Source organism: Janibacter sp. DB-40 (genome assembly GCF_029510815.1).
In the GTDB taxonomy this organism is placed as follows: Bacteria; Actinomycetota; Actinomycetes; order Actinomycetales; family Dermatophilaceae; genus Janibacter.
In genome coordinates this window covers 2253956-2279620 of the sequence record NZ_CP120360.1, presented here as the reverse complement: position 1 = coordinate 2279620, position 25665 = coordinate 2253956, and the positions used below count along the sequence as shown (strand labels likewise).

The 25665-nt window shown below is 71.0% G+C and carries 27 protein-coding genes and 1 other RNA gene; 23 read left to right on the top strand and 5 right to left on the bottom strand.

From position 1 onward, the window contains the following. Positions 1-109 precede the first annotated feature (109 nt). Together PVE36_RS10850 and PVE36_RS10845 are read right to left on the bottom strand one after the other, a co-directional pair. Complete coding sequence (locus tag PVE36_RS10850) at positions 110-1741, bottom strand: FtsK/SpoIIIE domain-containing protein (RefSeq protein ID WP_277452294.1); 1632 nt, start codon at positions 1739-1741, stop codon at positions 110-112. Further along, on the bottom strand, positions 1708-4299 hold the full coding sequence (locus PVE36_RS10845) for an FtsK/SpoIIIE domain-containing protein (protein ID WP_277452293.1): 2592 nt from the start codon (positions 4297-4299) through the stop codon (positions 1708-1710). Before PVE36_RS10845 ends, PVE36_RS10850 begins: the two co-directional genes overlap by 34 nt. 180 nt (positions 4300-4479) lie before the next feature. On the opposite strand from PVE36_RS10845, the gene PVE36_RS10840 reads away from it, so the two are divergent. The 14 genes from PVE36_RS10840 to ssrA all read left to right on the top strand — a co-directional run bounded on the left by PVE36_RS10840 (position 4480) and on the right by ssrA (position 16092). After that, a complete protein-coding gene (locus tag PVE36_RS10840) occupies positions 4480-5709 on the top strand; it encodes an ATPase, T2SS/T4P/T4SS family (protein ID WP_277452292.1) in 1230 nt (409 codons plus the stop codon). After that, positions 5706-6575, top strand: coding sequence for a type II secretion system F family protein (locus PVE36_RS10835; RefSeq protein WP_277452291.1), 870 nt, complete (start codon positions 5706-5708; stop codon positions 6573-6575). The genes PVE36_RS10840 and PVE36_RS10835 overlap by 4 nt, the downstream gene beginning before the upstream one ends. Continuing rightward, on the top strand, positions 6572-7525 hold the full coding sequence (locus PVE36_RS10830) for a type II secretion system F family protein (RefSeq protein WP_277452289.1): 954 nt from the start codon (positions 6572-6574) through the stop codon (positions 7523-7525). The genes PVE36_RS10835 and PVE36_RS10830 overlap by 4 nt, the downstream gene beginning before the upstream one ends. Before the next feature lie 70 nt (positions 7526-7595). After that, positions 7596-7775 carry a hypothetical protein gene (locus PVE36_RS10825; RefSeq protein WP_277455820.1) on the top strand — a complete coding sequence of 60 codons (180 nt, stop codon included), beginning with the start codon at positions 7596-7598 and terminating at the stop codon, positions 7773-7775. Continuing rightward, positions 7772-8167 carry a TadE family protein gene (locus PVE36_RS10820; RefSeq protein ID WP_277452287.1) on the top strand — a complete coding sequence of 132 codons (396 nt, stop codon included), beginning with the start codon at positions 7772-7774 and terminating at the stop codon, positions 8165-8167. The genes PVE36_RS10825 and PVE36_RS10820 overlap by 4 nt, the downstream gene beginning before the upstream one ends. Continuing rightward, positions 8164-8607 carry a pilus assembly protein gene (locus tag PVE36_RS10815; protein ID WP_277452286.1) on the top strand — a complete coding sequence of 148 codons (444 nt, stop codon included), beginning with the start codon at positions 8164-8166 and terminating at the stop codon, positions 8605-8607. The genes PVE36_RS10820 and PVE36_RS10815 overlap by 4 nt, the downstream gene beginning before the upstream one ends. Then, the gene (locus tag PVE36_RS10810) at positions 8604-9116 is read left to right on the top strand and encodes a pilus assembly protein TadG-related protein (RefSeq protein WP_277452285.1); all 513 of its coding nucleotides are present in this window, start codon (positions 8604-8606) and stop codon (positions 9114-9116) included. Before PVE36_RS10815 ends, PVE36_RS10810 begins: the two co-directional genes overlap by 4 nt. A 72-nt stretch (positions 9117-9188) precedes the next feature. Beyond that, on the top strand, positions 9189-10532 hold the full coding sequence (locus PVE36_RS10805) for an AI-2E family transporter (RefSeq protein WP_277452283.1): 1344 nt from the start codon (positions 9189-9191) through the stop codon (positions 10530-10532). 32 nt (positions 10533-10564) lie between these two features. Continuing rightward, positions 10565-11686 (top strand): peptide chain release factor 2, encoded by a 1122-nt coding sequence (gene prfB, locus PVE36_RS10800; RefSeq protein ID WP_277452281.1) that lies wholly within the window; start codon positions 10565-10567, stop codon positions 11684-11686. Positions 11687-11850: 164 nt separating this feature from the next. Further along, positions 11851-12672, top strand: coding sequence for a cell division ATP-binding protein FtsE (gene ftsE, locus PVE36_RS10795; protein ID WP_277452280.1), 822 nt, complete (start codon positions 11851-11853; stop codon positions 12670-12672). After that, positions 12669-13574 carry a permease-like cell division protein FtsX gene (gene ftsX, locus PVE36_RS10790; RefSeq protein WP_277452279.1) on the top strand — a complete coding sequence of 302 codons (906 nt, stop codon included), beginning with the start codon at positions 12669-12671 and terminating at the stop codon, positions 13572-13574. The genes ftsE and ftsX overlap by 4 nt, the downstream gene beginning before the upstream one ends. A 106-nt stretch (positions 13575-13680) precedes the next feature. Further along, positions 13681-15072: a peptidoglycan DD-metalloendopeptidase family protein gene (locus PVE36_RS10785; RefSeq protein ID WP_277452277.1), complete on the top strand. Its 1392-nt coding sequence runs from the start codon at positions 13681-13683 to the stop codon at positions 15070-15072. Positions 15073-15161: 89 nt separating this feature from the next. Next, positions 15162-15647, top strand: coding sequence for an SsrA-binding protein SmpB (gene smpB, locus PVE36_RS10780; RefSeq protein WP_277452276.1), 486 nt, complete (start codon positions 15162-15164; stop codon positions 15645-15647). A 79-nt stretch (positions 15648-15726) separates the two neighbouring features. After that, positions 15727-16092, top strand: a transfer-messenger RNA (tmRNA) gene (ssrA, locus tag PVE36_RS10775). 73 nt (positions 16093-16165) lie between these two features. Here ssrA and PVE36_RS10770 read toward each other — a convergent pair. Together PVE36_RS10770 and trxA are read right to left on the bottom strand one after the other, a co-directional pair. Further along, the gene (locus PVE36_RS10770) at positions 16166-16339 is read right to left on the bottom strand and encodes a CsbD family protein (RefSeq protein ID WP_277452275.1); all 174 of its coding nucleotides are present in this window, start codon (positions 16337-16339) and stop codon (positions 16166-16168) included. Positions 16340-16411: 72 nt separating this feature from the next. After that, on the bottom strand, positions 16412-16786 hold the full coding sequence (gene trxA, locus PVE36_RS10765; RefSeq protein WP_277452274.1) for a thioredoxin: 375 nt from the start codon (positions 16784-16786) through the stop codon (positions 16412-16414). 61 nt (positions 16787-16847) lie between these two features. Between trxA and PVE36_RS10760 the strand changes: the two genes are divergently transcribed. From PVE36_RS10760 to PVE36_RS10730, 7 genes are all read left to right on the top strand, one after another. Continuing rightward, positions 16848-17219 carry a VanZ family protein gene (locus tag PVE36_RS10760; RefSeq protein WP_277452272.1) on the top strand — a complete coding sequence of 124 codons (372 nt, stop codon included), beginning with the start codon at positions 16848-16850 and terminating at the stop codon, positions 17217-17219. Positions 17220-17305: 86 nt separating this feature from the next. Beyond that, positions 17306-19147, top strand: coding sequence for a DEAD/DEAH box helicase (locus PVE36_RS10755; RefSeq protein ID WP_277452270.1), 1842 nt, complete (start codon positions 17306-17308; stop codon positions 19145-19147). A gap of 10 nt (positions 19148-19157) precedes the next feature. Further along, a complete protein-coding gene (locus PVE36_RS10750; protein ID WP_277452266.1) occupies positions 19158-19715 on the top strand; it encodes a YqgE/AlgH family protein in 558 nt (185 codons plus the stop codon). A gap of 23 nt (positions 19716-19738) precedes the next feature. Then, entirely contained in the window at positions 19739-20041 is a 303-nt protein-coding gene (locus PVE36_RS10745; RefSeq protein WP_277452265.1) for a DUF3039 domain-containing protein, read from the top strand. Positions 20042-20048: 7 nt separating this feature from the next. Next, a complete protein-coding gene (locus PVE36_RS10740) occupies positions 20049-20846 on the top strand; it encodes a thioesterase family protein (RefSeq protein ID WP_277452264.1) in 798 nt (265 codons plus the stop codon). 60 nt (positions 20847-20906) lie between these two features. After that, the gene (locus PVE36_RS10735; protein ID WP_277452263.1) at positions 20907-22667 is read left to right on the top strand and encodes a DEAD/DEAH box helicase; all 1761 of its coding nucleotides are present in this window, start codon (positions 20907-20909) and stop codon (positions 22665-22667) included. A gap of 55 nt (positions 22668-22722) precedes the next feature. Then, positions 22723-23130, top strand: a complete 408-nt coding sequence (locus PVE36_RS10730; protein ID WP_277452262.1) for a hypothetical protein — start codon at positions 22723-22725, stop codon at positions 23128-23130. A gap of 33 nt (positions 23131-23163) precedes the next feature. On the opposite strand, the gene PVE36_RS10725 is transcribed toward PVE36_RS10730, so the two are convergent. Beyond that, the gene (locus tag PVE36_RS10725) at positions 23164-23670 is read right to left on the bottom strand and encodes an Lrp/AsnC family transcriptional regulator (protein WP_277241953.1); all 507 of its coding nucleotides are present in this window, start codon (positions 23668-23670) and stop codon (positions 23164-23166) included. Between the two features lie 107 nt (positions 23671-23777). Here PVE36_RS10725 and hppD point away from each other — a divergent pair, with 107 nt between their 5' ends. Both hppD and PVE36_RS10715 read left to right on the top strand, forming a co-directional pair. Beyond that, the gene (gene hppD, locus PVE36_RS10720) at positions 23778-24998 is read left to right on the top strand and encodes a 4-hydroxyphenylpyruvate dioxygenase (protein ID WP_277452260.1); all 1221 of its coding nucleotides are present in this window, start codon (positions 23778-23780) and stop codon (positions 24996-24998) included. Between the two features lie 139 nt (positions 24999-25137). Continuing rightward, entirely contained in the window at positions 25138-25662 is a 525-nt protein-coding gene (locus PVE36_RS10715) for a VTT domain-containing protein (RefSeq protein WP_277452259.1), read from the top strand. Positions 25663-25665: the final 3 nt, after the last annotated feature.

Here is a 25665-nt window from a genome sequence, read left to right as displayed (position 1 = left end):
CCCGTGGCGCACCGCCCGGACTCCTCGGTCGTGATCGGCGCCTCGTCGTGACGGTCCGGGCGGCGGCCTGAGTCGGACCGATCCCACCCTTGTCCCTCCATCCCTGCCCTCACTCGTACCCCTCGGGGGCAGCCACACGCGCCACCTGGACCTCCTCGGCCCGACCCTGGGTGATGAGGTACCCACGCCCCGGGATCCGGGGGAGTGGCGGCACCCGCAGGCTGAGAGCGTCCCCGTCGCCGCGACTCGTCGGCTGGAGGAGGATCCCGGCGCGGGAGCGCGCGATGTCCGCGACGAGCCCGCGGACCCGGGTCGCGGCCGTCTGCGTTGCCGTCGATGCGATGACCAGCCCGCGATCGCTGTCGACCCGACGCAGGATCTCCTTGACCACGTCGGCGACGGGCTCGTCCTCGACACGGTCGGCGTCGTCGATCACGACCGCGAGGTCCGGGTGCGCGCGCCGCAGGGCGATGAGACGGTCCCGGTCCTCGGGACCGCAGACGGTGGCCTCGGCGAGGTCCGGGTGCTCGACCAGCGGGCCTCGGCCGATGAGCACCACAGGATGCCCTGTGGTCATCGCCTGCCGGGCGATCGTGACGAGGGCGGTCGTGCGGCCGCTTCCCGGCGGGCCGCAGACGAGCATCCGGCGGGCGTCGGGGACGCGCCAGACCACCGGCTCACGTCCGGAGCCGCCGATGCCGACCGGGATGCGCTCCACGCCGGCCGCCGGGAGGCGAGCGACCGCCACCGCCTCGGGCAGCGGTTCGACGCGCCACGGGCGGGCGTGCTCGTGCCCGGAGACCGAGTGGCCCGAGGCCTGTGGCGCGGGTCGCGCGATCTGGAGGAGGTGCCCGCCGGGTTGCACTCGCGCTCGCCCCGCGACCAGGGGCCCGGAGATCTCCGACGGCTTCAGTCCGGCGAGCGAGGCATCCCCCCGGTCGGGGAGGTGCAGCAGGAGCCGGGTGGTGACGAGCGAGGAGATCCGACCGGAGAGCAGCTCCCGGCCTCCCGTGGCGACACAGCGGATGCCGGCTGCCACGCCGTCGCGCAGCAGCGTCTCCAGCAGCTCCGCGGTCTCCCCGAGATCCGTCCCGCCGAGCGGCCGGGTGGCACGTCCCCAACCGTCGACGGCGAGCAGGAGGTGGGGCGGGGGCACCTCGCCCGACGGGTCGGCGTCGTGTGCCTGCCACCAGGCGTCGAGGGTCGAGTGGCCGCTGGCGCGCAGTCTGGCCCGGCGCGCGGTGAGGTCGTCCTCGAGGTGACCGAGGAAGCGACGTGTCGTCGGTCTGTCCTCCCCGTCGACCACGCTGCCCACGTGCGGCAGTCGGACGAGATCGCTGAGGAGGGATGAGCCGTCACCGATGACCTGCACCTGCAGCTGCTCGGGTTTCCAGTGGCCGGCTGCGGCCGTGACCACCGCGGCGATGCTCGTCGTGCGTCCGGTGCCCGGCCCCCCGACGACCATCCAGTGGCCCCCGCACGGTGACCACAGGAGCGGCTCCTGCTGCTGGCGCTCCGGATGGTCGACGAGCGCGAAGGGGGCGCCGGTGTCCTCCACGGGAACGGGGAGCCGGTCCGCGGTGATGGTCTCGGGCAGCGGCGGCAACCACGGTCGGTGTGGCCGTGTGATGCCGAGGTCCGCTGCAGCGGTGGTCAGCGTGGCCGTCAGCCGCTGCAGGTCGGTGGGTCCGAGGTCCCTGCGGCGGCTCACGGTCGGCCACGGCTCGCCCGGGGTGCGCACGACCACTCCGTCGGAGCCCGATGTGGCGTGTCCGGCGACCCGGCCGGTCTGGAAGGCACGGGCGGGCGACCCCCGGTCCGCGCCAGGGCGCGTCCGGGCGCGGACTCAGGGAGGTCGACCGCGTCCGGGACCCCGAGGACGTCGTCGCTGTCGACCCGGTCCCGCACGCGCAGGGCGATACGCAGGTTGACGTTGGCCTTGATGTCCGCGGAGACGATGCCCCCCGGGCGTTGGGTGGCCAGCACGAGGTGCACACCGAGGGACCGGCCGACGGCTGCGATCCTCATGAGGTGGGCGAGTGCCTCGGGCTGCTCCTCCGCCAGCATCCGGAACTCGTCGATGACGATCATCAGACGTGGCAGCGGGTTGCCCCGGTGGTCGTCGATGTCCGTGGCGCCCGATGCGGCCAGGATGCGCTCACGTCGGTTCAGCTCGGCATCCAGACTGGTGAGGGCTCGCTCGGCCTGCGCGGGCTCGAGGTCGGTGAGCAGCCCGACGGTGTGCGGCAGTCGGGCGCACTCGGCGAAGGCAGCGCCGCCCTTGTAGTCGACGAGCACGAAGGTGATCTCCTGCGGAGACAGACAGGCCGCCAGCGAGGCCACCCAGCTCTGCAGGAACTCCGACTTGCCTGACCCGGTGGTGCCTGCCACGAGTGCGTGGGGACCGTCACGGCGCAGGTCGATGTGGAACGGGCCCTCCGCTCCCTGGCCGACGGCCACATCGAGGTCGCTGCGGCGGGCTGTCGCGCCCGACCATGCCGTCCGGACCGTGGCCGGGTCGTCAGGATCGAGGTCGAGCAGGTCGACGAGGCGGGTCGCATCCGGAAGGCCCACGCCGGCGGCGTCGGGGGTCGAGTCCCGCAGTGGGGCCAGCGCGGCGGCCACGCGCCCCGCCCAGGCGGGTCCGACCCCGTCGACGACACCGTGGGCGTCCGGGGTGCCGGCGACCTGCAGGGCGAGTCGGTCGCCGTCGAGGCGGGCAATGGCGCCGCACTCGTGCGGGAGTCCCTCGACGGTCTCGCACAGGGCGATCACGAGGATCCGATGGGTGCGTCCCTGCGCGAGGACCGTGCGCAGGTTGGGGTCGCTCCGCCACCGGTCGACCTCGTCGATGAGGAGGACGAGCGTGGTCGGCTCGTCGTCGTCCGCGCTCGCGCCGGAGCGCCTCCGGCGCCGCTCACGGGCCGTGTCGGCGTGCCCGGCGAAGAGGGCGAGGGCGCCCTCCTCCGTGGCCGTGGCCCGGCTCGTCCCGGGGTCGTCGTGGTGCTCTCGCAGGTGGACCAGGGTGCGGAAGGGGGACCACCACCCTTCCTGCGTGGCCACCACCGAGACCGCGACGTCGTGGTGGGAGTGCAGGACGGTCAGCTGTGCGAGGAGGTGGCGGGCGAGTCGATCGCGGCCATCGCGCCCTCCGGCGATCCCGAGCACACCGACGTCCGGGAGGTCGACCACGAGGGGGACGTCCTCGAGCACGGGATGGGCCCGGTCGCCGTGACCGCGGTCGACCTCGACCCGGGCCGGGAGCGGGGCCAGCCCCAGCCGGAGGTCGAGGAACTCGGGGTGTCCGGCGCGACGCTCCCAGAGTCGGGAGGAGTCACCACGGGCCGCGTCGAGCAGTGCGGCCGCGTCAGGAGCCGAGCGGAGGCGCTCGCGACGTTCGAGCGCGAGGGCGCTCGCGAGGTGCTCACCGACCCGAGCCGTCTCCCTTGTCCATGCCGTGTGTGCCTCCCGGTGGTCGCGCCGAGAGGAGGAGCGGTCGGAGAGCGTCGACCCGATGGCCAGGACCGGTGTGAGCAGCCCGAAGAGGAGCATCCGAGGGCCGAAGAAGAAGGCGAGGAGGGCCGCGAAGGGGATCGGCAGGAGCACCATCACCCACGGGATGCGGCGGCGCGCCGGCGCGCTCGGGGCCTGCGGGATCGCGATGCGCGCGGGGACGTGCGCGGAGGGCAGGCGTGGGGTCGGGTTCACCGAGATCGTCCCCGCGCCACCGGGCCGGCGACGGGAGGGGCGGGACCGGTGGGCCTCGATGGCGAACGTGGTGCTTCCGGCACGGATCCGGCTGCCGGTCCGTGCCCGTCTGCCCGCGGTCGGCACGGCCTCGCCGTCGACGAGGGTGCCGTTGGTCGCGTCCAGCTCCTGCACCAGGAGGCCGTCCCGGTCCACCGAGACGACGAGATGCTCGCGGGAGAGGGTGTCGTCGGCGACCCGGAGTGTGGCCATCTCCCCGCGGCCTATCACGTGCCGTCCGAGTGCGAGGTCGAGCGTGCGCCCGGCATCGGGCCCCGTGATCGACGTGAGACGAAGGGGGGAGGGCGTCGTGGACCTCGTCCAGCCGTCGTCGTCCTCGTGGCCGAGGACGAGGACGCTCCCGTCGAGGAGCGGGGGCAGTCCGATCGACGCCTCGGCGGGAACCCTCCTGCCGTCGACGTGCATGGCGGTGTCCGCGTCCGACCCGAGCGCCTCGAGCAGGTGGAGGGCTGTGTCGGATGGCCCGGCGCGGACCTCCACGGGGTGCTCGGTGCCACGTCGGGCATCGATGACGGTCATCTGCAGGAGCATGGGGGAACGGTAGGCACGCGACGTCCGCGCGGGTGCTCCGTCGTCCACAGGGGAGGGGAGAACGGGCCGTTCCCGAGCGTCCTGTGGATTCTCGAGATGCGAAATCCCGGGAAGTCGCTACCGTCTCGGGAGCGAAGGGGACAGCTTCGCAGGACAACCAACCACTCACGGGGGCGCGAAATGGACGCGGTCGAGACGGTCGAGACCGAGGTGCGCGAGCTGATCCGTCGCACCGGTCTGGACCCGGTGCGCGAGTCGGGCGAGGTCGCCGACCTCGTGCGGGCGGCCGTCAGCGACTACGACGACCGCAGCATCCAGGGCGGGCTCCCCGTGCTGGGCAACCGGGAGGCCGCGGTCAAGGCCGTCCTCGACACGGTGGCCGGCTTCGGGCCGTTGCAGCAGTATTTCGACGACCCCCTCGTGGAGGAGATCTGGATCAACTCGCCGAGCCAGGTCTTCGTCGCGCGCAATGGTGTCGCCGAGCTGACGACCACGGTGCTCACCGCCGACGAGGTGCGCGACCTGGTCGAGAAGATGCTGAAGTCGTCGGGACGCCGCATCGACCTGTCCTCACCCTTCGTCGACGCGACGCTGCCGGACGGCAGCCGGCTGCACGTCGTCATCCCGGACATCACCCGGGAGCACTGGGCGGTCAACATCCGCAAGTTCGTCGTCAAGGCCGACCACCTCGACGACCTCGTGCGACTGGGCACGCTGACGCGCGCGGCATCGACCTTCCTCCAGGCCGCCGTGACGGCCGGGTTGAACATCCTCGTCGCCGGGGGGACGCAGGCGGGCAAGACCACCCTGCTCAACTGCCTGTCTGCCGCACTGCCCCCGCGCGAGCGGGTGATCACCTGCGAGGAGGTCTTCGAGCTGAAGATCCCGCGGAGGGACGTCGTCGCCATGCAGTGTCGGCAGCCCAGCCTCGAGGGTGCCGGCGAGATCCCCTTGCGGCGCCTGGTCAAGGAGGCCCTGCGGATGCGTCCCTCCCGCATCATCGTCGGCGAGGTGCGCCAGGCCGAGAGCCTCGACCTGCTCATCGCTCTCAACTCCGGGCTGCCCGGGATGTGCACGGTCCACGCCAACTCGGCCAGGGAGGCGGTGACGAAGATGTGCACCCTGCCGCTGCTGGCCGGTGAGAACGTCGGGTCCCGGTTCGTCGTCCCGACCGTGGCGGGGTCGATCGATCTCGTCGTCCACGCCGCGCTCGAGGGTGATGGCACGCGCCGTGTCCGCGAGATCGTGGCCCTGCCGGGCCGCATCGAGAACGACATCGTGGAGACGACCGACATCTTCACCACGCGTGACGGATCCCTGGTGCGAGCCGGTGGGTACCCACCGCACCGCGAGCGCTTCGAACGCGCGGGGTACGACCTGACCGCACTCCTCGGAGCCGGCCGTCCGTGACAGGCGTGGTCGTGGGTGCCCTGTTCGGCACGGGACTCTTCCTCGTCTGGTGGTCCATGTGGCCACGTGACGAGGAGGTGATGCGCACCCCCACGGAGAACCGGGTGCTGCGTCGTCTGCGCGACGAGCTGGCCCAGGCCGGGTACTGGGGCGTGGGACCGGTGGGACTGCTCGTCGCCTGTGCCATCGCCTTCGTGCTGGTCCTCGTCATGGGCACGGCGATGACTCGTGTCCCGAGCATCGCCTTGTGCTTCGCTGCCATGGCGGGATGGGCGCCGCTGGCGGTGGTGCGCATGCGGGCCCGGTCACGACGCTCTCAGCTGCGGGAGCTGTGGCCGGACGTCGTCGACAACGTCACGTCAGCGGTGCGTGCCGGGTTGGCGCTCCCGGAGGCCCTGGCCCAGCTCGCGGTCCGCGGGCCCGAGGAGCTGCGTCCGGCCTTCGCGGAGTTCGCTGGTGACTATCGCACGACGGGCCGTTTCAACGACAGCCTCGACCGTCTCAAGGAGCGACTCGCCGACCCGGTCGGGGACCGACTCGTGGAGTCCCTGCGCATCGCCCGTGAGGTCGGTGGCTCCGACCTCGGGTCACTGCTGCGGACCCTCTCGGCGTTCCTGCGCGAGGACGCCCGCACCCGCAGCGAGCTGGAGACGCGCCAGTCCTGGACGGTCAGCGCGGCGCGACTTGCGGTCGCCGCCCCGTGGATCGTCCTCGCCTTCCTCTCGACCCGTCCGGAGTCCGTGCAGGCCTACAACACCGGCGCCGGGGTGGTCGTGCTCGCCTTCGGCGCTGCTACCTCGATGGTGGCCTACCAGGTCATGGTCCGCATCGGCCGCCTTCCCGAGGAAGGCCGGGTGCTGCGATGACCGATCTCATCCACTCCCTCGGCCCGGGGCGTAGTGGGGCTGCCCTCGGGCTCGTCCTCGCGCTGGGCGTGCTGCTCGTGCACCAGGGTCTCCCGCGTCACCGGCGACCCACGCTCGATGACCGGTTGGCGCCCTACCTGCGCGACACGCCTCGCCCCTCCCGCCTCCTCCAGACCGAGCAGGTGCCCCTCGTCGCGGTCATCCCCACCGTCCTGCGTCCACTCGTCACCGACCTCGCCGGCCGTGTCGAGTCCGTGCTCGGGGGGACGCACTCGGTGCGCCGTCGACTGCAACGGGCAGGACGCGTCCCCGACACCGACCACTTCCGGGCCGAGCAGGTCGTCTACGGCTTCGCGGGTGCCGGCCTGGGCGGTGTGCTCGGCGTCCTCGCCGTCACCGGGAAGGGGCGCTCGCCCGTGCTGCTCCTTCTGCTCATCGCGCTGGGCTTCGGCTGCGGCGTGGTGATCCGCGACACCCTGCTCAGCCGGGAGGCGAACCGGCGCGAGGAGCGAATGCTCGCCGAGTTCCCCACCGTCGCCGAGCTGCTCGCCCTCGCCGTGGGCGCGGGGGAGGGGACGACGGGAGCCCTCGAGCGGGTCGTCCGCCTCTCCGAGGGTGAGCTGTCCGACGAGCTCGGCCGCTGCCTCGCCGATGCCCGGGCCGGTGCCAGTCTCCAGAGGGCGCTGCAAGGCCTCGCCGACCGTACCGGCCTCATCTCGCTGTCCCGCTTCGTCGACGGAATCGTGGTGGCGGTGGAGCGCGGCACGCCCCTCGCCGACGTGCTACGGGCCCAGGCCCAGGACGTGCGTGAGGAAGGACGCCGCCAGATCATGGAGGCCGGCGGGAAGAAGGAGATCACGATGATGATCCCTGTCGTCTTCGGTGTGCTGCCCGTGACCGTCATCTTCGCCCTCTTCCCGGGCCTCTCGTTCTTCCAGTTCCAGATGTGAACCGACAAAGCAAGACCACGCCACGAAGGAGATCCACATGTCCGACCAGCTCATCAAGGCCCACATCCGGATGCGCGACGTCGCGCGTCGGACGGTCGCGCGCCTCGACGACGAGAGCGGCGACGTGCCCGGCTGGGTACTGATCACCCTCATGACCGCGGCTCTCGTCACCGGTCTGTGGACCGTCGCGGGGGAGCGCCTGACGTCGATGTTCGAGCAGGCTCTCGACGACGTCGCCAACGGCCCGTGACGGCTGCCCGCAGAGCCCAGGGGGAGAGTGGGGCGGCGGTCGTCGACTTCGTCCTGACCTCCGCCCTGCTGATGTTCGTCTTCCTCGCGGTCCTCCAGCTCGGGCTGGCACTGCACGTCCGCAACACCCTGATCAGCTGTGCTGCCGAGGGGGCTCGCTACGGGGCGCGGGAGGGAGCGACGCCCGAGCAGGGTGCAGGCCGTGCCCGGGAGCTGATCTCCCGGTCGTTGTCGAGCCGGTTCGCAGGCGGGGTCTCCGCCAGCGTGCAGACCACCGGCGCGGACGTGCGGGTCGTCGTCGTCGCCGTCAGCGCCCCACTTCCCGTCGTCGGCCCCCTCGGTCCCGGTGACGGTCTCGAGGTGCGCGGCCGGGCCTTCGAGGAGGAGCAGTGAGTACCTGGCGCACACGGTTGGCCGATGACGGCGGAAGCGCCGTCATCGAGTTCTCCTGGTTGGCGATCCTCCTCCTGGTCCCGCTGGTCTACCTGGTCCTCTGCCTCGCCCGGCTGCAGGCCGGCTCCTACGCCGTGACCCAGGCCGCTCGGGAGTCCGCACGGGCCTTCGTCACGGCCGAGGACGACGAGTCCGCCCGCGCCCGTTCCCACACGGCCGCCGAGATCGCCTTCGCGGACCAGGGATTCGGCGGCCAGGGGCGGCTGGGCCTGACGTGCACGGGCAGCCCGTGCCTCTCTCCGGGCGCGTCGGTGACCACACGGGCAGCCGTGGCCGTGCCGCTGCCGCTGGCGCCGGCGTTCCTCGCGGACATGGTGCCGCTGGAGATCCCCGTCTCCGCCACGCAGGTGGCACCCGTCCCGGAGTACGAGGCGCGATGACCCCCCTTCGCGATCTCGCGCGACGCCTGTCAGGCCTCCTCCCGCTCGTGCGGACCCGGCTCCGCGACGACCGCGGTCAGCTGACCGTCCTCGTCCTCGGGCTGACGGTCATCGCCATGACGGTGATCATCGGCGGACTGGCGGTCACCTCCGTGCAGGTCTCGCGGATGCGGCTGCTCGATGCGGCCGACGCCGCCGCGCTCGCGGCGACCGACGAGGGAGCCGAGCAGATCTACGAGAGCGGGCTGGGCCGGTCCCTCCCGTTGACCGACGAGTCCGTGCGCGGCGTGGCGGTCGAGCACCTCGCCGGGCGGGAGCGCCCCCACGGCCTGGAGAGCTGGTCCGTGGCAGGGGGAACGGGAACCCCGGACGGGCGCACGGTCGTCGTCCGACTCACCGGCGAGGCGGACCTGCCGATGGTCGGGGGGCTGATCGCCTCCCTGGGCGGTTCCGTCACCGTCGGCGTGGAATCACGCGCCCGGGCCGACGTCCTCGTCGACGCCCCGTGACTTGCGCCCCATCCGTCACCCCGACCTGACACGATGACCCCGCGGAGCACACCGCGTCGACCGGGAGGAGGGATGCACGTGCAGGAGGAGCAGTCCGGTCCCGACCCCGGTGCGGAGCCGTCCCCGTCGCAGCCCCCGGCGTCCGAGGCGAGCGCGCCCGCCCCCACGACCGAGCCGGCCACGGCCGGGACGCCTGCGGAGGATCCCGGCGTCGATGGGCCCGGCGTCGAGGAACCCGGCGTCGAGGAACCCGAGGTCGTGCACACGACCGAGGGACGGGTGGCCCCTGCAGCGACGGCGAGGGCCGAGACGATCCCGCTCAGCGAGCTGGACGACCCGGACCGCTACCACGAGCACCCGGACACGCGACCGACCACCGTCATCTCCCTGCCGCCGACGCTGACCCTCCTGGTCGGTGGGGCGGCGGGGATCGTCGCCATCTTCGGCCTGAAGGAGGTCGCCGGGATCGTCGCCCCGACGTTCCTCGCGGTCACCCTGATCATCGCCGTGTACCCGGTCTACAAGGCCCTGCGACGGGTCCTGCCGACCGCGGTCTCCGGCCTGCTGCTCATCGCCATCCTCTACGGGATCATCGCCGCGCTCGGCGCCTCGATCGGCGTGGCCGCCAGCCGCTTCGCCACCGAGCTGGCCAAACCCGACTACACGAGCACCTTCACCGCCGTCATCACCGACCTGCGCCTGCTGCTGGCGGAGCGGGGGATCGAGGCCGACGAGATCGACCGCGCGATCACCAACTTCGACATGCGCAACCTCACCGGCATCGCCACGTCCCTGGCCAACACCGTCACCGGCTTGACGACGACGATGCTCTTCCTGCTCACGGTGATGATCTTCCTCGTCATGGACTCCGGAGGGTTCGGCATCCGCCTCGAGGCCATCCACCGGCAGAAGCCCGATGTCGCCGACGCGCTCGTGGACTTCGGCTACCGGGTGCGCCGCTACTGGATCGTCTCGACGATCTTCGGCCTGATCGTCGCGGTCATCGACTACGCGGCCCTCGTGTGGCTCGGCGTCCCCCTGGCGATGACCTTCGCCCTGCTGTCCTTCGTCACGAACTACATCCCCAACGTCGGCTTCGTCCTCGGCCTCATCCCGCCGGCCTTCATCGGGCTGCTCTCGGGCGGGGTGTCGACGATGCTCTGGGTCATCGTCATCTACAGCGTCGTCAACTTCGTCATCCAGGGCATCCTGCAGCCGAAGTTCACCGGCGACGCCGTCGGCATCAACGCGACCACGGCCTTCCTGTCGCTGGTGTTCTGGGCCTACGTCTTCGGCGCGCTCGGTGCGCTGCTGGCCATCCCCTTCACGCTGCTGGTCAAGACGCTGCTCATCGACCGGGACCCGAAGACCCGCTGGATCAACCCCTTCATCTCCAGCAGCCCCCGGGGCGGCTGAGCGCAGGTCGACCTGCCGTAGGGTGGTTGATCGTGGCAGTTGACTTCACATCCGAGATCCAGAACCTGCGCACCACCATGTCGTCGGTGCGCGAGGTGACCGACCTCGAGGCCCTCGAGGCCCGGATCGCCGACCTCGAGCAGCAGGCGGCCGCGCCCGACCTGTGGGACGACCCGGACACGGCGCAGGGCGTCACGTCCGAGCTCTCCCGGGCCAACCACGAGCGGGAGCGCATCGTGGCCATGGACGCCCGCATCGACGACCTCGAGGCGCTCGTCGAGATGGGTCTCGAGGAAGGTGGCGAGGAGGGCTCCGAGGTCCTCGCCGAGGCCGAGACCGAGCTGGCCAAGGTCGCCAAGGCGGTCAGCCAGCTCGAGGTGCGCACCCTGCTGTCGGGGGAGTACGACGAGCGCGCGGCCGTGGTGACGATCCGCGCCGGCGCCGGAGGCGTCGACGCCGCGGACTTCGCCGAGATGCTCATGCGCATGTACCTGCGGTGGGCCGAGCGCCACGGCTACCCGACCAAGGTCATGGACACCTCGTACGCGGAGGAGGCAGGCCTGAAGTCGGCCACCTTCGAGGTCAACATCCCCTACGCCTACGGCAACCTCTCCGTCGAAGGAGGAACCCACCGCCTGGTGCGGATCTCTCCCTTCGACAACCAGGGCCGTCGTCAGACCTCCTTCGCGGCGGTCGAGGTCATCCCGCTCATCGAGGGCACCGACTCCATCGAGATCCCGGACAACGACCTGAAGATCGATGTCTTCCGCTCCTCCGGCCCCGGTGGGCAGTCGGTCAACACCACCGACTCGGCCGTGCGGATGACGCACATCCCCACCGGGATCGTCGTCTCGATGCAGAACGAGAAGTCGCAGATCCAGAACCGCGCGGCCGCGCTGCGCGTCATGCAGTCCCGGCTGCTGCTGGCCAAGCGGGCCGAGGAGGCCGCCGAGCGCAAGGAGCTCGCCGGCGACGTCAAGGCCAGCTGGGGCGACCAGATGCGCTCGTACGTGCTCAACCCGTACCAGATGGTCAAGGACCTGCGCACCGAGCACGAGACCGGTAACCCCTCGGCCGTCTTCGACGGTGAGATCGACCAGTTCATCGAGGCCGGCATCCGCTGGCGCATCGAGCAGGCGAAGTCCGACGACTGACCAAACCCGGCACCACGGCACCCTGGTGCCGTCGCGACCGGGGTGCCGCGCTCGTCGGTAACGCGCCGAGAGCACGCGGGTGTCATGAGCCAGTCGGGTGAGCGGCTTATCCTGCAGGCGGCCGTTTGCCCCCTTCGTCCCCTCCCAAAGGCCACGAGCAGTCGATGATCCGTTTCGAGAACGTCACCAAGAGGTACCCCAGCCAGAGCCGCCCGGCCCTGGAGGAGATCGACCTCAACATCGAGCGCGGCGAGTTCGTCTTCCTCGTCGGCGCCTCCGGCTCCGGCAAGTCGACCCTCGTGCGGCTGGCGATCCGCGAGGAGGTCGTCACCAAGGGGCGGCTGCTCGTCGGCGGGCACGACCTGCGCAAGATGCCCCAGCGCAAGGTGCCGCAGCTGCGCCGGCAGGTGGGCACGGTCTTCCAGGACTTCCGTCTGCTGCCGAACAAGACGGTCCAGCAGAACGTCGCCTATGCGCTGCAGGTGATCGGCCGACCGCGCCGCGCCATCCGTGCACTCGTGCCCGAGACCCTGGAGATGGTCGGCCTGTCCGACATGGGTGACCGGATGCCGCACGAGCTCTCCGGTGGTGAGCAGCAGCGCGTCGCGATCGCACGCGCCGTCGTCAACAAACCACCGGTGCTGCTCGCCGACGAGCCGACCGGCAACCTCGACCCCGCGACCAGCATGGAGATCGTCAAGCTCCTGCGTCGCATCCACGACTCGGGGACCACGATCGTCATGGCCACCCACGACAACGTCATCGTCGACCAGATGCGTCAGCGGGTCGTCGAGCTCGAGGACGGGCACATCGTCCGTGACGAGGCCGGTGGCAGCTACGTGCCGAAGGTGGTGGACACCCGAGACCGCGAGGAGCGCGAGGCCGAGCGGGTCGAGGGCGGGACACCACCTCCCGAGGATCCGCCCCTGGGCGAGGTGCACGCTCTCGACGACTGGGACGACGACGCGGAGGACCTGCTGCGATGAAGCCCTCGGTACTCGCCGACGCCTGGGAAGGCCTGCGGCGCAACAAGTCGATCGCCGTCTCGGTGATCCTCGTGACGATGATCTCGATGTACCTGCTCGGCATCGGCCTGCTCGCCCAGAAGCAGGTCGACCAGATGAAGGGGTACTGGTACGACCGTGTCCAGGTCTCCATCTACCTGTGCACCGAGACGTCCGCCCAGCCGAACTGCTCGTCCGGCGCGGTGACCGAGGACCAGAAGGAGTCCATCGCCGCCCAGCTGGAGGAGATGAAGCCCCTGGTCAAGGGCGTCTACTACGAGGACGAGGAAGAGGCCTTCGAGCGCTTCAAGGAGGACTACAAGAACTCCCCGCTCGCCAGTCACATCCGGGTTGGGGACATCCCGGCGAGCTACCGGGTGCAGCTGAGTGACCCGGAGGAGTACGCAACGGTGGCGTCCGCGTTCAAGGGCGCCCCGGGAGTGGCCAGCGTGCCGAACCTGCGTGAGGTCTTCGCCCCGTTGTTCCGGGCCATCAACATCATCACCGCCGTGATGGTCGGGCTCGCCACCCTGACCCTCGTCTCCGCGGCGCTGCTCATGGCCACGACCATTCGGCAGGCGGCCTTCACCCGTCGCCGTGAGATCGCGATCATGAAGCTCGTCGGCGCGTCCAACGGGACGATCCGCACCCCCTTCATCCTCGAGACGGTGCTCTCCGGGCTCATCGGCGTGGTGATGTCCATCGGACTGCTGTGGGTGTCCGCATGGGCACTGTTCGACCGGTACCTGCTGCGGGAGACCGCGGGCACGGCCTTCATCTCCGCCGCCGACGTCTGGGTCATCGCCCCCTTCCTCGTCGTCGGGGTCGTCCTCCTGGCCGTCGGGACCTCGACGGTCACCCTCTGGCGCTACCTGCGCGTCTGACGCGCCGGTCCACGGCAATGCTGTCCTCCTGAGGTGGATGTGACTAATGTGGCCCCCGATGCGCCCTGACCTCCGTCTCCCCGCAGCCCGTCGCGCTCGAGTGCTCGTGAGTGTGACGCTGTCGGCGTGCCTCGTCACGGGCGCCGTCACCTACGCCTCCGCGGAGCCGGACCCGAAGCAGCAGAAGGAGCGGGTCGAGGAGCGGCTGTCCGAGGCCGAGAGCGACCTGCACGAGACCTCGGGGGACCTGGTCAAGGCCCACAAGGCCCTGGAGGAGACCCGCGGCAAGCTGCCCGCCGCCCGGTCGAAGGCCGAGGAGGCCGAAGCGGCCGAGGCGGAGGCGCGCAGCGCCTACGACGACGCGGTGGCGGCCTTCGAGGTGGCCAAGGCCAACGAGCAGAAGGCCGAGAACGAGCTGCGCACGACGAGCACGAAGATCTCCCGGGCCCGTAGCGCGGTCGGCAGCTTCGCCGGGAAGGTCTACCAGCGGGATGGCATCGGCACGATGTCGGTGGCCGTCGGCACCGAGGAGCCGAGCGACTTCATCGACAAGATGATCATGGCCGAGTCGGTCGGTGAGACCCAGGGTGCGGCTCTGCAGGACCTGAGCACCTCCCGGGCCAATCTCGTCTCCACGGGCGACCGGCTCCAGGCCCTGCGCGAACAGACGAAGCAGGCCAAGGAGACCAAGGAGAGCGCCCTCGCGTCGGCGACGGAGGCCAGCTCCGCCGCGGATGCGGCCCAGGCCGACCTCGAGTCCCTCGAGAAGGACCAGTCGAGCCAGGCGGCCGAGCTCGAGCGGGAGAAGAAGAAGGACGCCGAGCGCGTCGAGAGCCTGCAGGCTGAGTCCGACAAGCTGACCGCGATCCTCGAGGAGCGCGCCCGCCAGGCACGCATCCGCGAGGCGGAGATCCGCAAGGCCCGCAAGGCGCAGGAGCGTCGCGAGGCCGCGGCGCGTGAGCGGGCCCGTCGGGAGCAGGAGCAGCGGGAGCAGCAGGCCCGCGAACGCGAGCGCGCCTCGAGGGAGAGCTCCAGCGCGCCAGCGCCGCCACCGAAGCCCCCGGCACCGCCGAAGCCTCCGGCGCCGCCGAAGCCCCCGGCTGACACCGGCGTGCTCAGGGCGCCGAGCGGCGGGTACGTCAGCTCCGAGTTCGGACTGCGCTTCCACCCGATCCACCAGACCTCCCGCCTGCACTCGGGCCGTGACTACGCCGCGAACTGCGGGACCCCGGTCTACGCCGCGACCTCCGGGACCGTCATCAGCGCGGGCGTCGCCGGCGGCTACGGCAACCAGCTGGTCATCGACCACGGCGTCAAGCGCGGGGTCTCCCTGGCCACGACCTACAACCACCTGCAGAGGTTCACCGTCACCGGCGGCCGCGTCGAGCGGGGCCAGGTCATCGCGTACGTCGGCACGACGGGCACCTCGACCGGCTGTCACCTGCACTTCGAGACCCGGGAGAACGGCACCCCGACCGACCCGCGCCGCTGGCTCTGACGTCTCCCCCCACGGAAACCGATGGCGTCGTCCGGCGGCCCAGCGGGTACGGTGACCCCGGACAGGTCGAGCAGCGAAGGGGGAGTCCCGTGGCCAAGAAGAAGAAGGAGCCGGGTGAGCTCGTCGTCGCCCGCAATCGCAAGGCGCGCCACGACTACCTCATCGAGGACACCTATGAGGCCGGCCTCGCCCTCAAGGGCACCGAGGTCAAGGCGCTGCGCATGGGTCGGGCCAGCCTCATCGACGGATTCGCGATCTTCTACGGCGACGAGCTGTGGCTCGAGGGGGTGCACATCCCCGAGTACGTCCAGGGGACGTGGACCAACCACGCGCCCCGTCGGCGCCGCAAGCTGCTGCTGCACCGGTCCGAGCTGGACAAGCTGGCCGTGAAGGTCCAGGGCAGCCGGCGCACCATCGTGCCGCTCTCCCTGTACTTCAAGGACGGGCGCGTCAAGGTCGAGATCGCGCTGGCCACGGGCAAGCGCGACTACGACAAGCGGCACGCCCTGCGTGAGCAGCAGGACCGGCGGGAGGCCGACCGGGCGATGGCCGAGCAGTTCAAGAGTCGCCGCTGAGCGGGAATGCGTTTGGCCCCCACCGACGTTGTCGGCAATACTGATTCGCACAACTCCACAGCGTGACGTGTCCTCCCATGGGGGTGATCGGTTTCGACACTGGTCTGTCCTTCAGGGGAAGCGGGTCGAGGATGCACGGTTATCTCGTTAACGCCCCGTGCAAACCAATAGGTGCCGATTCCAAGCGCACCGACTTCGCCCTCGCTGCCTGAGCGAGCCCGAAGTCCGTTGGCCTAGGTTCGATCTCGACCTAGATCCCAGCGTCAGCTAGAGATCTTGCTGCAGTGTTTCGTCGCGGGACACTGTGGGACTTCTACGCGACTGGGCCCGTCGGGGAACGTGTGCGCGCGAGCCCCGGGGCCGAGAAAATCCATAGCGCACTGCACCCGGAGAAGCCCTGTTGGTCTACCAGTGGACGCGGGTTCGATTCCCGCCACCTCCACCAACCTGGTCACGTCACGCAGCACGACGAAGGGCGGGACCGTCACGGTCCCGCCCTTCTGCTGTCTCTGGTCGGTCTACTTCTTGAAGGCGTCCTTGGCCTTCTCGCCGGCGGACTTCAGGTTGCCCTTGGCCTCCTGGTTCTTGCCCTCGGCGCGCATCTCCTCATCGCCGGTGGCCTTTCCTGCGGCGGCCTTGGCCTTGCCGACGTTCTCGTCCTTGGCGTTCTCGAACTTGTCGTCCATGCCCATGCGAGTGACCTCCTGTGGTGAGTGGTTCTTCCACGCAACCACATCGCCGGGGGGATGGCTACCCCCTTCGGCTCACTCCGCGGCGTGCTCGCGCTCGGCCACCTGGGCCTTGACCTCGTCCATGTCCACGTCCTGCACGGCGTCGAGGAGCTGCTCGAACTGCGCCTTGGGCAGTGCGCCGGCGCTCTGGTGGAGCAGGATGCCGTCGCGGAAGGCCATCAGGGTGGGGACGGAGGAGACATTCGCCAAGGAGGCCAGCTCGGGGTTGTCGTCGATGTCCACCTTCGCGAAGGTGATGTCCGAGCGCTCCTCGGCCGCGGACTCGAAGACGGGCGCGAACTGACGGCACGGGCCACACCACGTGGCCCAGAAGTCCACAATCACGGTTCCCTCGCCCGAGACGGTCGAACGGAAGAGGTCGAGATCGAGATCGGTGATCTTGGTCATGGGTTCCATGGTAAGCCGCATGGTCGCGGCGCGGTCAAAGGTCGTGTGTTGTGCTGTTCCGGTGAACGAACACCGGTCCGCGCGGCTGCTGGTGCCCCTTGCCGTGGGGGTGCTCCTGGCACTGCAGCTCGTCGTGCTCTACCTGCCGTCCGCCCCCGGGCCGCCGGCGCCGATCCCGCACGCGGACAAGCTCGTCCACGCCCTCGTCTTCGCCGCTCCCGTCCTCGTCGCGGGTCTCGCCCGGCGATGGTGGTGGTCGGTCGTCGCCGCGGCCTGCCTGCTCCACGCTCCGGTGAGCGAAGCAGTCCAGCAGGCACTCCTGCCGGGCAGGTCGGGCGATGCCTGGGACGTCGTCGCCGACCTGTGTGGCGTGGTGGGGGCGTCAATCGGGGTATCATTGTGGTTTCGGCGACCGCGACGTCGCCGTCTCTAGGAGCTCGCACGCCGCTTTCGACCTTGGATGTCGCCCGCGAAGAGTTGCGGGTTCACCCATCCTTCGACAGAACTGTGAGCTGCCCCGTGCCGCCCAAGAAGAAGCAACGCTGGACGACTGCCCAGAAGAACGCCGCCGCCAAGAAGAAGGCGGCCTCCCAGCGCGGACCCAAGCGTCCGCACCGCGGCCAGGGACCTGCTGGCGACGCACCCCGGACCAAGGACCGGTGGCGCGAGCGCGACGGCGCCCCCTCCGGTGGCCGGCCCCAGCGGGTGCGCAGCGACGGCATCGAGGACCGCGGTCAGCGGGCACCCGGCCGGCGCAGCGAGGACAACCGTGGTGGGTACGAGCGCCGTCCTCGTCGTGAGGACGAGCGCGGTGGTGACCGACGTCGCGAGGACAGCCGTGGTGGGTACGAGCGCCGTCCCCGTCGCGACGACGACCGTCGCCGCCCCACGCAGCGCTTCGAGCGTGAGCAGGCGCGCCGTCCCGTGGAGCCCGTGGAGGATCCGGAGGCGCTGCGCATGGAGGCCGACACCTGGACCAAGTCCTCCCGCACCTCCCTCACCGGCCCCGTGGACGTGGCCGAGGACAACGGCTTCGCCGCGCTCGGGCTGCCGTCCGTGCTCGTCGAGCGCATGGCGCGCGACGGGATCACCACCCCCTTCGCCATCCAGGAGGCGGCCATCCCGGACGCCCTGGCCGGCAAGGACGTGCTCGGCCGCGGGCAGACCGGCTCCGGCAAGACGCTGGCCTTCGGCCTGCCCCTGCTCGCCCGCCTCGCGGGCGGCCGTGCGCGCAGCCGCAGGCCCCGCGCCCTGGTCCTCGTCCCGACCCGGGAGCTGGCCATGCAGGTCAGCGACTCGCTCGAGCCGCTCGTGCACGTCATGGGCCTGCGGCACAAGCTCGTCGCGGGCGGTCTGTCCTACACCGGCCAGACCGCGGCGCTCGACCGTGGCGTCGACGTGCTCGTGGCGACCCCGGGCCGCCTCGTGGACCTGCTGGACCGCGGCGCGCTCACGCTCGACCAGGTCGAGGTGGCCGTCCTCGACGAGGCCGACCACATGGCCGACATGGGCTTCCTGCCGTCGGTCACCCGCATCCTCGACGAGTGCGCCCCCGGCGGTCAGCGACTGCTCTTCTCGGCGACGCTCGACCGTGGAGTGGGCGATCTCGTCGACGCCTACATGGTCGACCCGGTCACGCACAACACCAACGACGTCGCCGCGAGCGTCGACACGATGGAGCACCACCTGCTCCTCATCGACCCCCAGCACAAGAAGACGATCACCGCTCGGGTCGCCTCCCGTCCCGGTCGCACCGTGATCTTCGCCCGCACGAAGCTCGGCTGCGAGCGCATCGCCGGCCAGCTGCGTGAGGAGGGCGTCCCCGCGGCCGCCCTGCACGGTGGCCTCGCCCAGAACGTGCGCAACAAGGTCATCGGTGCCTTCCGCACCGGGGCGATCCCGGTGCTCGTGGCCACCGATGTGGCTGCCCGAGGGATCCACGTCGACAACGTCTCGCTCGTGATGCAGGTCGATCCGCCGGGCGACCACAAGGACTACCTGCACCGTGCCGGACGCACCGCCCGGGCCGGGGAGAAGGGCAGTGTCGTCACCCTCGTCCTGCCGCACCAGCGGCGTGAGGTCACCCGGATGGCTTCGGCAGCCGGGCTCGAGGCCCGCCCGACGAAGGTCGGACCCGAGGACCAGGTCCTCGTCGACATCGGGGCCTCCGAGCCGAGTGGTGAGCCGATCCCCGAGGCCGACTTCCGCAAGCTCGTCGACCCGCGACCGGCACGTCGCCACTCCGGCACCAAGGGGCCGCGCGGCGCCCGGAGCCACCGGGGGGACGACCGTCGTCGTCACGGTGGCGGCCACCAGCGCCGTGGTGGCGGCCAGGGACGTCGGGGCGCGCAAGGGGCCTAAGGTTTCCCCCATGGAGACCTCGCTGGCCGGCAAGCTGCTCGTCGCCACGCCCGAGCTGGGGGACGACCTCTTCTCCCGCAGCGTCGTCTTCATGCTCCAGCACGACGAGGAGACCGCCGAGGGCGTGGTGCTCAACAAGCCCCTGGACGCTCCCGTCGACGACGTCCTGCCGGGCTGGCAGGAGGGGGCCAGCGAGCCGCGCCGCATCTTCCAGGGCGGGCCGGTCCAGCTGGACTCCGCGATCGGGCTGGCCGGCCTGCCCGGCGACGTCGAGCCACCGCCGGGCCTCAAGCGCCTCTTCGGCGCGGTGGCCCTGGTCGACCTCGACACTCCCCAGGAGATCGTCTGGCCGCAGGTGAGTGCCCTACGCATCTTCGCCGGCTACTCCGGGTGGAGCGCCGACCAGCTCGCCGACGAGCAGGCGCGGGGCGGCTGGTACGTCGTCGACGCCGAGGTCGGGGACGTCTTCGACCGTGACCCGGCCACCCTGTGGCGACGAGTGCTCCGTCGCCAGCCCGGGCCGGTCGGATGGGTCTCGACCTACCCGGTCGACCCTGCGCTGAACTGAGGGCGCCCGCATAGGATGGGGGCATGAGCACGCCCGTCGACCCCCAGCAGCCCGGCACGCCGTCCCCGGAGCCCGCCGGGCCCTCCACCGCGGTGCTCGAGCGCACCGACCCGGAACCCCAGGTCGCCGAGCCGGGTGACCACGAGCGCTTCAGCCACTACGTGCGCAAGGAGAAGATCCTCGAGAGCGCCCTCTCCGGCGACCCGGTCAAGGCCCTCTGCGGGAAGATGTGGGTTCCCGGTCGCGACCCGGAGAAGTTCCCGGTCTGCCCGATCTGCAAGGAGATCTACGACGGCCTCCGCGATCCCCAGGACGGCGAGGACTGAGCCCTTCGTGGAGTCCTTCTACCGCCGGCTCGACGAGGGCCGGTACGAGTCCCTCCCGACGACGGCAGGTCCGTGGAGCCCGCACGCGCAGCACGCCGGGCCGCCGTCCGCGCTCGTCGCCCGCACGATGGAGGCGCACCAGCCGCGGGAGCGGATGCGGCTGGCCGACCTGCGCCTGGACATCCTCGGCCCGATCCCGGTGGCACCCCTGGACGTCGAGGTGCGCACCGTCCGGCAGGGCCGGTCCATGGAGCTGCTCGAAGCGACCCTGAGTGCGTCGGGCACGCCCGTCGTCCTCGCCCGCGGCTGGCGCATCGTGCGCACACCGGACGACTTCCCCCGACTGCGCGGGTACCGACCCGAGGACATCGCCCCGGTGCCGGACCAGCAGGGCCACGGCCTGGGCCTGCTCATGCCGGGAGCCCACGAGGACGGTTACCTCTCCTGCGTCGAGTGGCGCGCGCTCGAGGGCGGTCCCGGCACCGGTGGCACCGCGGTGGTCTGGGGGCGCCAACTGCTCCCGCTCGTCGCGGGCGAGGAGCCGACGCCGTGGCAGCGAGCGCTCGTCCTCGCCGACTCCGGGGGCGGCATCACCATGACCGTCGACCCCCGCAAGCACACCTACGTCAACTGCAACCTGCACGTGGTGCTCGACCGTGATCCCGAGGGCGAGTGGATCCGGATGAGCTCCCAGGCGCTCGCCAGCCCCGGCCACGGCGGCACGGTGCACACCGCGCTCGCCGATGTCCGCGGCGACCTCGGGACCGGGTTGCAGACGATGCTCGCCCAGGACGTGCGCTCCTGAGCCGATCTGCGCAGGGGCGTTTCGCGTGCGGTCACCGGGCCGATCTACAGTGACCCTGCGATGAGTCAGTCTGCCGCTTCCAACCTGTCACCTGCCTTCCCCAGGCGGGCTGCGTGGGGTACCGCCGGCAAGCTGCGAGCCTGGCAGGCGCAGGCCCTGCGGGAGTACCTCGACTCCGGTCGCGCCGACTACCTGGCGGTGGCCACACCGGGCGCCGGCAAGACGACATTCGCCCTGCGGGTGGCCGCCGAGCTGCTCTCGGCGGGCGAGGTCACCAACATCACCGTCGTGGCGCCGACGGAGCACCTGAAGACGCAGTGGGCCGATGCCGCGGGTCGGGTGGGGATCCACCTGGACCCCAGGTTCTCCAACACGACCGCGGTCACCTCCAGCGACTACGACGGCGTGGCCGTCACCTACGCGCAGGTGGCCTCCCGGCCCTCGGTCCACGAGCAGCGCACCCGTGAGCAGCGCACCCTCGTCATCCTCGACGAGATCCACCACGGCGGCGACAACAAGTCCTGGGGTGACGGGATCCGCGAGGCCTTCGAGCCGGCGGTGCGCCGCCTCTCCCTGACCGGGACCCCCTTCAGGTCCGACACCAACCCGATCCCCTTCGTCGGCTACGAGTACGGCGACGACGGCATCCTGCGCTCCAGCAGCGACTACACCTACGGCTACGCCGAGGCCCTGCGCGACGGCGTCGTGCGTCCGGTGCTCTTCATGGCCTACGGCGGGGCGATGCGGTGGCGCACCCGGGCCGGTGACGAGGTCGCCGCACGACTCGGCGAGCCGATGACCAAGGACGTCATCGCCCAGGCGTGGCGGACCGCGCTGGACCCGAAGGGGGAGTGGATCCCCTCAGTCCTCGCGGCAGCCGACAAGCGCCTGACGGAGGTGCGCCGGGGTGTGCCGGACGCCGGGGCGATGGTCATCGCGTCGAACCAGACCCAGGCGCGCGCCTACGCGCGCCTCCTCCACGGGATCACCGGGGAGAAGCCGACGGTCGTCCTGTCCGACGACTCGGGTGCCTCGCAGCGGATCGAGGACTTCGCGTCGGACACCTCCCGCTGGCTCGTCGCCGTGCGCATGGTCAGCGAAGGGGTCGACGTGCCGCGCCTGTGCGTCGGCGTCTATGCCACATCCACCTCGACACCGCTGTTCTTCGCCCAGGCCGTGGGCCGATTCGTCCGGGCCCGCAGCCGCGGTGAGACCGCATGCGTGTTCCTGCCGAGCGTGCCGATCATCCTCGCCCACGCAGGAGCCCTCGAGGAGCAGCGCGACCACGCCCTCGACCGGCCCGCGTCGTCCGACGACGAGGCGCCCATGTGGTCGGAGGAGGAGGGCATGCTCGCGGCGGCCAACCGCAGCGAGTCCGCGAGCGACGAGCTGCAGGGCGCCTTCGAGGCGCTGGAGTCCGACGCCCACTTCGACCACGTGCTCTACGACGCGCAGCAGTTCGGTCTGCACGCCGAGGTCGGGTCCGAGGACGAGCAGGACTACCTCGGCCTGCCCGGACTGCTCGAGCCGGACCAGGTGCACGCCCTGCTCAGTGAGCGCCAGACCAAGCAGTCCAAGCGCACCAGTGCCACGAGGGGGAGGGACGATGCCCCCGTCGCCGCGCACCGTGCCCTGGCCTCGCAGCGCAAGGAGCTGAACAAGCTGGTCTCGGCGTACGCGCAGAAGACCGGCTCGCCGCACGCCAACGTCCACATGGACCTGCGTCGCGCCTGCGGTGGCCCCGAGCTCGCCCAGGCGAGCAGCGAGCAGGTCACCGAGCGGATCGATCGGGTCCGCCGGTGGTTCGTCGGGCGTCGCTGACCCCGGGCGGGCCGTCCTCCCACACCGGGAGTGGTTCCTTGGGCATCATGGGGTGATGACGGCGATCGCGTGGGTCCTCGTGGCACTGGGAGTGGTGGCACTCGTCCTCACCCAGGTGCGGCTGCGCAAGTACCGCGGTCGGCAGGGGATGACCGACATCGCTCCGTGGATCCTCAACCTGCACTCCGCCGCCGGAGGCACCGGACTGCTGCTCGTGGCCCTGCGCCTGCTGGACGTCGTCTCCTCAGGCACGGCCGTGTGGCTGGCGATCATCGCCCTGGCCCTCGCCTCGCTCATCGGGCTGAGCTTCCTCGCGCGCTGGCGCCGGGGCCGCGGACGCCACGTGGAGCGCTTTCGCGGTGACGGCTGGACGAGCGGCCCGTGGCTGTCCCAGGTCGCGCACTTCGGCATGGTGCTCGGCACGGTGTTCTTCGCCTGGGGGATGCTCAGCGACCGGTTCTAGCCCGGGACATCGCCCGTCGAGCGGGTACCGGCCTCAGCCGTCGGCGGGACGGCGGGCTGCGGCCTCCACCAGGGGGCCCGTGCGCATCTCCAGGTGCGTCACCAGGCACACCGAGGTGCTGGCCCGGACCACGTGCGTGTCGTCGATGATCTCGTCGATGACCCGTCCCAGGTCGGCGTTGTCGGTGGCGACGATGCGGATGATCAGGTCACCGGCTCCCGTCGTGGAGTGGATCTCGAGGACCTCGGGGATCGAGCTGAGGTGGTCCACGACGGCCTGGTGACCCAGCCGCTGCCGGATCTCCAGGGTGCACAGCGCCGTCACGGGGTAGCCGAGCGCCGCCGGGTCGACGGTCGGCGCGAGGGTGCGGATCACCCCCTTCGCCCGGAGGCGGTCGAGGCGGGCCTGCACGGTGCCCCGGGCCACGCCCAGCTCGCGGGAGGCGCCGAGAACGCCGATCGCCGGCTGCTCGCTGAGCAGGGCGATCAGGCGGGCGTCCAGGTCGTCGATCACGGCCTCGTGGGCTCTGCGGGAGGTCATGGACAGATTGTCATCACAGGACGGATGCCGTGGCAACAGATTGCGCACCGTGTGCACTCGACGGTCGATGGATTGCGTACGAGTGTGACGGTGGACATGCTGACACCATGTCGAACACCGCCGTTGAACTCACCAAGCAGGAGCGCGAGGCCGAGCTCGACCTCGCCCAGCTCAAGCAGCTCGTCGGGCTCGTCGAGTACGACGAGGCCTCCGATCCCTTCCCGGTGACCGGGTGGGACGCGATCACCTTCGTCGTCGGCAACGCGACCCAGGCGGCCATGTACTACCAGAACGTCTGGGGCATGGAGCTGATCGCCTACTCCGGCCCGGAGAACGGCCATATGGACCACAAATCCTTCGTGCTGCGCTCCGGCTCGATCCGTTTCGTGCTCAAGGGCGCCGTGCGCCCCGACAGCCCGCTCATCGCCCACCACGCCAAGCACGGTGACGGTGTCGTGGACATCTCCCTCGAGGTCCCCGACGTGGACAAGTGCATCGAGCAGGCCCGCTCGGCCGGCGCGACCGTCCTCGACGAGCCCTACGTGGTCAGCGACGACCACGGAACCGTCCGCATGGGCGCCATCGCGACGTACGGCGAGACGCGGCACACCCTCATCCAGCGCGAGGTCGACGGGAAGACCTACGACGGTCCGTACCTGCCGGGCTACGTCGCGAGGACGTCGACGTTCGCCAAGCGCGAGGGCGCCCCGAAGCGTCTCTTCCAGGCGCTGGACCACATCGTCGGCAACGTCGAGCTGGGCAAGATGGACGAGTGGGTGGAGTTCTACAAGCGCGTCATGGGCTTCACCAACATGGCCGAGTTCGTCGGTGACGACATCGCCACCGAGTACTCCGCGCTGATGTCGAAGGTCGTCGCGAGCGGCAACCACCGGGTGAAGTTCCCCCTCAACGAGCCGGCGATCGCCAAGAAGCGCAGCCAGATCGACGAGTACCTCGACTTCTACTCGGGCCCGGGGGCGCAGCACCTCGCGCTGGCCACGAACGACATCCTGCGCACCGTCGACGAGCTGCGGCGCGAGGGCGTGGAGTTCCTCAACACCCCGGATGCGTACTACGACGACCCCGAGCTGCGCGAGCGCATCGGTGAGGTCCGGGTGCCGATCGAGGAGCTGAAGGCCCGCGGGATCCTCGTCGACCGCGACGAGGACGGTTACCTGCTGCAGATCTTCACCAAGCCGCTCGGGGACCGCCCGACCGTCTTCTTCGAGATCATCGAGCGGCACGGCTCGCTCGGATTCGGCAAGGGCAACTTCAAGGCGCTCTTCGAGTCGATCGAGCGGGAGCAGGACAAGCGCGGCAACCTGTGACGCGAGGGGGCGCGTCTCCGGGGGTGCAGCCACGGGTAGGGTTAGGTAACCCTCACCCATAGGAGGCCCCGATGGACGCGCTCCTGCCACCGCGCGCCGGGACAGCCGCTCCGGAGCGCGCCGCGGACGGTGGACCGGCGTGACCTGGTCGGCCTTCCTCCCGACCTTCGGCTTCCTCTTCGTGGTCGTCATGCTGCGGGCCAATGCGACGTACCTGCTCGCCCGGGGAGCGGCCGCCGGGTCCCGGCGGTACCTGACGGCCGGCGAAGGGGGGCGCTCACCCCGCTGGGTGCGGGCGCGTGAACTCGTCAACCGGTGGGGGCCGATCGCCGTCGTGGCCTGCTTCCTCACGGTGGGCATCCAGACCGCCGTGATCGGCACCGCCGGGGCGGCACGCATGCCCCTGCGTCGCTACCTGCCGGCGGTGACCCTGGGGTCGCTCCTCTGGGCGACCCTGTACGCCACGGTCGGCCTCGCGGCGGCACGAGCCTGGCTGGCCGCCGCTGCCCGCTGGCCGGGCACGGTGGCTGCCGTCGCGGTCCTCCTCGTCATCGCCGTCTCGGTGGTCCTCTGGCGGCGACGCCACGGCGGCACGGACTCGGCGGCGCTCTCGACGCGGACCCGGGAGGCCGTGCCGACGTCGGGCGACGACGTGAGATCGTGAGGA

Excerpts from the sequence above, each read along its gene's own strand:
- PVE36_RS10730 (WP_277452262.1), top strand. The coding sequence starts at position 22,723 with ATGACGGCGATCGCGTGGGTCCTCGTGGCACTGGGAGTGGTGGCACTC.
- PVE36_RS10745 (WP_277452265.1), top strand. The coding sequence starts at position 19,739 with ATGAGCACGCCCGTCGACCCCCAGCAGCCCGGCACGCCGTCCCCGGAG.
- PVE36_RS10750 (WP_277452266.1), top strand. The coding sequence starts at position 19,158 with ATGGAGACCTCGCTGGCCGGCAAGCTGCTCGTCGCCACGCCCGAGCTG.
- PVE36_RS10735 (WP_277452263.1), top strand. The coding sequence starts at position 20,907 with ATGAGTCAGTCTGCCGCTTCCAACCTGTCACCTGCCTTCCCCAGGCGG.
- PVE36_RS10840 (WP_277452292.1), top strand. The coding sequence starts at position 4,480 with ATGGACGCGGTCGAGACGGTCGAGACCGAGGTGCGCGAGCTGATCCGT.
- PVE36_RS10725 (WP_277241953.1), bottom strand. The coding sequence starts at position 23,670 with ATGACCTCCCGCAGAGCCCACGAGGCCGTGATCGACGACCTGGACGCC.
- hppD (WP_277452260.1), top strand. The coding sequence starts at position 23,778 with ATGTCGAACACCGCCGTTGAACTCACCAAGCAGGAGCGCGAGGCCGAG.
- PVE36_RS10805 (WP_277452283.1), top strand. The coding sequence starts at position 9,189 with ATGCACGTGCAGGAGGAGCAGTCCGGTCCCGACCCCGGTGCGGAGCCG.
- PVE36_RS10770 (WP_277452275.1), bottom strand. The coding sequence starts at position 16,339 with ATGGGCATGGACGACAAGTTCGAGAACGCCAAGGACGAGAACGTCGGC.
- PVE36_RS10825 (WP_277455820.1), top strand. The coding sequence starts at position 7,596 with ATGCGCGACGTCGCGCGTCGGACGGTCGCGCGCCTCGACGACGAGAGC.
- ftsE (WP_277452280.1), top strand. The coding sequence starts at position 11,851 with ATGATCCGTTTCGAGAACGTCACCAAGAGGTACCCCAGCCAGAGCCGC.
- ftsX (WP_277452279.1), top strand. The coding sequence starts at position 12,669 with ATGAAGCCCTCGGTACTCGCCGACGCCTGGGAAGGCCTGCGGCGCAAC.
- PVE36_RS10810 (WP_277452285.1), top strand. The coding sequence starts at position 8,604 with ATGACCCCCCTTCGCGATCTCGCGCGACGCCTGTCAGGCCTCCTCCCG.
- PVE36_RS10845 (WP_277452293.1), bottom strand. The coding sequence starts at position 4,299 with ATGCTCCTGCAGATGACCGTCATCGATGCCCGACGTGGCACCGAGCAC.
- PVE36_RS10830 (WP_277452289.1), top strand. The coding sequence starts at position 6,572 with ATGACCGATCTCATCCACTCCCTCGGCCCGGGGCGTAGTGGGGCTGCC.
- trxA (WP_277452274.1), bottom strand. The coding sequence starts at position 16,786 with ATGACCAAGATCACCGATCTCGATCTCGACCTCTTCCGTTCGACCGTC.